Here is a 4,669-nt window from a genome sequence, read left to right as displayed (position 1 = left end):
GAGTTGGGAAGGCGGACTGATGTTACTCAAGCGGCACAGACTACTATTGCTAGTACGAGCAAAACTGAGTACGATAAGGTTGGGAATGTTACTGCTGAAATTGATGGGAATACTAACAAAACTCAATACGTTTACGATGCTCTGAATCGTCAAACTCAAATCACAGATCCACTCAATAATGTCACAACATCCGAGTACAATAAAGGTGGCACTCTCAAATCGGTTACTGACCCGATACTTCGCAAGACTTCCTTTACCTACGATGCTTTAAACCGCCAAAAAACTGTCACTGACCCCAAACTAAACAATACCACCTACACTTACGACAAAGCCGGCAATCAAACTAAAATTACCGACGCTCTCAACCACTCCACCGAATACACCTACGACAATCTCAACCGCCAAACCGGCAGCAAAGACCCTCTCAATAATACCACAAAATCTACCTACGACGCTAACAGCAACCTCCTCACATTTACCAACGAACTGGGAGACAAAACCGAATATACTTACGACACAAAAGACCGAACTACTTCCGTCACCGACCCCCTCGGCAACAAAGTGTCTACAGAATACGATGCTAACGGTAATGTTAGTGCTGTCGCAGACGGTTTGGGCAACACCACTCGCTACGGTTACGATGCTTTAAACCGTCAAACAACAGTCACTGATGCTCTCAACAAAACCACAACTACAGCTTACGATAATGTCGGCAATGTCAGTTCTCTCACTGACCCTTCCAACAACAAAACAACCTTCGCCTACGATGAATTAAATCGCCTCAAAACTGAAACCAATCAACCACTGAACCGCACTCGCAGCTACACTTACGACCCCGCAGGCAATTTAATCACATCTAAAGACGGCAACAACCGCACTCGCAAGTTTGTTTACGACAAACTCAACCGCCCAAAAGAGGAACAGTGGCTGAATTCAGCTAACACTTCTATTCGGACGATTACTTCAAGCTACGATGCAGCAGGTCAACTTAAAACTATTAGCGACCCCGATGCAACTTATGCTTTGACTTACGATTTGGCTGGGAATTTGGAAACTGTTGACAATGCGGGAACTCCGAACGTGCCAAATGTGTTGTTGAAGTACGCATACAATCAGGTTAATCGTCCGATTTCTGTGACGGATACAATTAACGGTCAATTGCGGGGAACGAAGTCTTTTACTTATGATGATGGGAACCGAGTAACTCGGATTACTCAAAGTGGGAATGGGGTAAGTTCCAAGCGGGTGGATATGAGTTATGATGCTGCGGGTAAAACTAAGGATGTTACTCGTTACAGCGATTTGAATGGGACGGGTTTGGTGGCCTCAAGCGAGTATGTTTATGACACTGCGGGTCGTTTAACTCGGTTGAGTCACGGTAAGGGGAATGTGACGTTAGCTAATTATGCTTGGACTTACGATTTTGCCAATCGAGTGACTGGATTTACTTCGCCATCGGGTAGTACCAATTACAGTTATGACAAGCGAGACCAGTTGACTGGTGCAGATTATAGTTCTCAGAGTGATGAGAGTTACAGTTACGATGATAATGGGAGTCGAACTAATTCTGGATATCAAACTGGAAGTAACAATCAGTTGCAGTCTGATGGTGTTTACAATTACGACTACGATGGTGAGGGGAATCTCACGAAGCGGACTGATATTGTTACGGGTGAGGTGACTGAGTACAGTTGGGATTATCGGAACCGTTTGAGTCAGGTTGTGGGTAAAAATGGTAGCGGTTCTGTGATTAAGTCGGCTCAGTATAGTTATGATGGTTTGAATCGCCGCATTGTTAAGGAAGTTGATGCGGATGGTGCTGGTAGTGCGGTGCCTCAAGTTGAGCGTTTGGTTTACGACGGGCAGCATATTGCTTTGACTTTTGATGGTGCTGGTTCTCAAACGCACCGTTATTTGCACGGGGTGGAAACTGACCAGATTTTGGCTGATGAAAGTGCTGGCGGTAGCGTGTTGTGGCCGTTAACTGATAATCTGGGAACGGTGCGGGATTTGGTTGATTCTAATGGGGCGATTCAGAATCGGATTGGTTATGATAGTTTTGGGAAGGTGAGGAGTCAAACTAATCCGAGTGTGGGTTTCCGGTTTGGTTTTACGGGGCGGGAGTTGGATTCTGAGACGGGGAATTATTATTATAATTCGAGGTATTATGACCCGCAGGTGGGGAGGTTTATTAGTGAGGATACGATCGGGTTTGGGGGTGGGGATGCTAATTTGTATCGGTATGTGGGAAATAGTCCGACTAATTATACCGATCCGTCGGGAGAACAGGTTCCTGTAGCGATACCTTTGCCTGCACCGGCTTTGCCTCTACCGCCTTTGGGTGGTCTTCTCCAGCGTGTGCCTGGTTTGGGTATATTGCTTGCACCTCCTGGTGGTGGTGGGTTGCTGAATCCTCTTCCTGCTGGTCAGGACGATCGACTGTTTCAGGAGAGACTGCGGAGAGGGTTGATTCAACCTCAGGGACAAACTCAGCCTACTCCACTGCTTAATCGACCAACTCGTTCACAGCCATCCACTGCGCCGTCAACCTCTCCAGCTTCGCCACCTCTTCCGAATCCTGATTGTAAAACTTGTGCAGATGACCCCGAACTCAAGAAATATGTCAAGTGTGAGACAATATTTAGAGGAACAGGGGGAGAACAGGGTATCCTAATTGGTTTTAGATATAACAGCCTTGAAGATGCAGCGAATAATTTACAAAAAACAAGGCGCGAATTAGCAAATGACAGACAGCCAAATAGAGAAAGACTATGGTGGTTGCAGAGTTTGCTTCCTCCTATAGGAGCTTTACCATATAAAGCCGATGATAAGTTACCTTGTCCTTATCCAAAGCCTACAAAAGACGGTGGTGCGCGTCACTACAATGTAGAGATAAGTGCTAACGATAACGTCCGAAAAGACCAAGAGTGGTCGTCATCTAGCGCTGGCTCACTCGGAAGATGTGAATGTTGTGAAGATACTGTCACAGGACCAAAGAAAAGAGTAAGATTTTCCATTTTGAATATAAAAAATGCAAATAGCCGGAAAATTCACAATTCTGATCTCTAAATCAATTACTTGACTGGAACATAACCTTTTACGCTTGATATAGATGCTGTGTAATTAACAAGCAAATGACTATAAACAGAGTAGAGTATTTAATGATCTTGTCTGCTTTAACAGAGACAGAAATTTTCATAAATGTCGCATCTGATTGGCGACTCTCCCATGCTGAAGTGGTATCAGCAGCCAATCGGTTATTTCAAAGTGGCGATATATTAGCAGCATTTTCTAATGAAAATGGAGAAAATATTAGAGGTGTAGCCCTAACAATATCTCAGATTTGGGCAAGCCTAAATGGAAAACTCAACGCTTTTTACTACTTAACTTCTCAGGGAGGAGCAAGGTGGGAAGGCTTAACTGGTGCTAATTGGAATTATTATCATAAATGGTGTCTGGGTTATCAGCGTGATGAAATAACTGGATTATTTCGTTCAGAAATAATCTGTTGTTCTCAGCAGATTATGCAAGAAATTATAAATTATTGTGAATATTTAGAAAACCAAATTCTTATTTCAGAAACTTGTTTTTGGGAGGATATAGGATTTTGGAAAGCAACGTACTGGAAAACTTTACCCAAAGCTTACAAAGTTACTTACCAGCATCGATATTTTGAATTGTGTATCGACTCAAATACACCCAAAGAATGGATTGAGAAAGATCGACAAGCGAAGCAGTGGTACTCAGAAATTTCGCATTGGTATACAGAGCCAGAATTAGATACAAACCCATCAAGTCTCTTTGAAGATATAGCACCAATCTCTTACGCAGCATTGGCAGAAACTCCGAATTCAAAGGTTGAATACTTGCTGCTAAAATCTGTTGTAATAAACTATTACGGGTTAGAAAGCGTTGCATACTCAGAACACTTATCTCATGCTGAAACAGCACTTGCAGCCGATTCCTTGTTTCAAAAAGGAGATATTAAAGCAATAGTGTTTGCTGATGAATATGATGCAGAGGGGACTCCTGATGTTGTTTTAACAATGGCTGGAATTCAAGACCACTTAGACGGGAGACTTAAAGCATCATACTATTTAACTCCTCAAGGAGGTGCTAAATGGGAAGCAATGGCTCATCCTGCCTGGAATAAGTTTCTTATTGCGAATTTTCTGAACATCTTCCCCTATGAAGAGGGAATTATAGGTACTGAGCGCGAAATTATAGAGCAATTGCTGGCTGTGGATAGTTTGATTTTAATACACGAACATATCCCAGGAACCGAAAAGTGGAATGTCCTTGAACCATTTCAAGCTACCTACTGGAAGACTTTACCGCGAGGCTATCATGTTAGTTGCGAACATAAGTCTAGTGATTTTTGTCCTTGGAAATTAGATGACAATACTCCGGTTGAGATAGTTGAGGAATACAAGCAGGCGAGTGAATGGTACGAGAATGTGAAAAAATGGTATACAGACCCTTCCTTTGACTAGAATTTAACTTTTTTACTTAATAGTTGAATTAACGAATGCAAAGCAAAAGGCGGCTTAACCTCTTCCGTAGAAATGCACTCCGGGGCAGTCATCGAAACACACGACCTCGTACCTTACCAGTCAATGGGAGAAACCCGCAGCTTAACTCTAACCTACGATTCTCTCAGAGCAGACCC

General features: G+C 43.2%; 2 protein-coding genes. Both read left to right on the top strand.

Translation table 11 applies throughout. The annotated features are described in order from the left end of the window. Positions 1-3,069: RHS repeat-associated core domain-containing protein (locus QT990_RS35305; protein WP_333311010.1), on the top strand; the 3,069-nt coding region annotated here is incomplete at its 5' end. A 65-nt stretch (positions 3,070-3,134) separates the two neighbouring features. Next, positions 3,135-4,493, top strand: coding sequence for a hypothetical protein (locus QT990_RS35300; protein ID WP_333058089.1), 1,359 nt, complete (start codon positions 3,135-3,137; stop codon positions 4,491-4,493). The last annotated feature ends 176 nt before the right edge of the window (positions 4,494-4,669 follow it).

The sequence above is a fragment of the Microcoleus sp. T3_B1 genome (assembly GCF_036700445.1).
Taxonomy (GTDB): Bacteria; Cyanobacteriota; Cyanobacteriia; order Cyanobacteriales; family Microcoleaceae; genus Microcoleus.
The sequence above is the reverse complement of the archived record's forward strand: the minus strand, read 5'-3'. Positions and strand labels throughout refer to the sequence as shown.

Excerpts from the sequence above, each read along its gene's own strand:
- QT990_RS35300 (WP_333058089.1), top strand. The coding sequence starts at position 3,135 with ATGACTATAAACAGAGTAGAGTATTTAATGATCTTGTCTGCTTTAACA.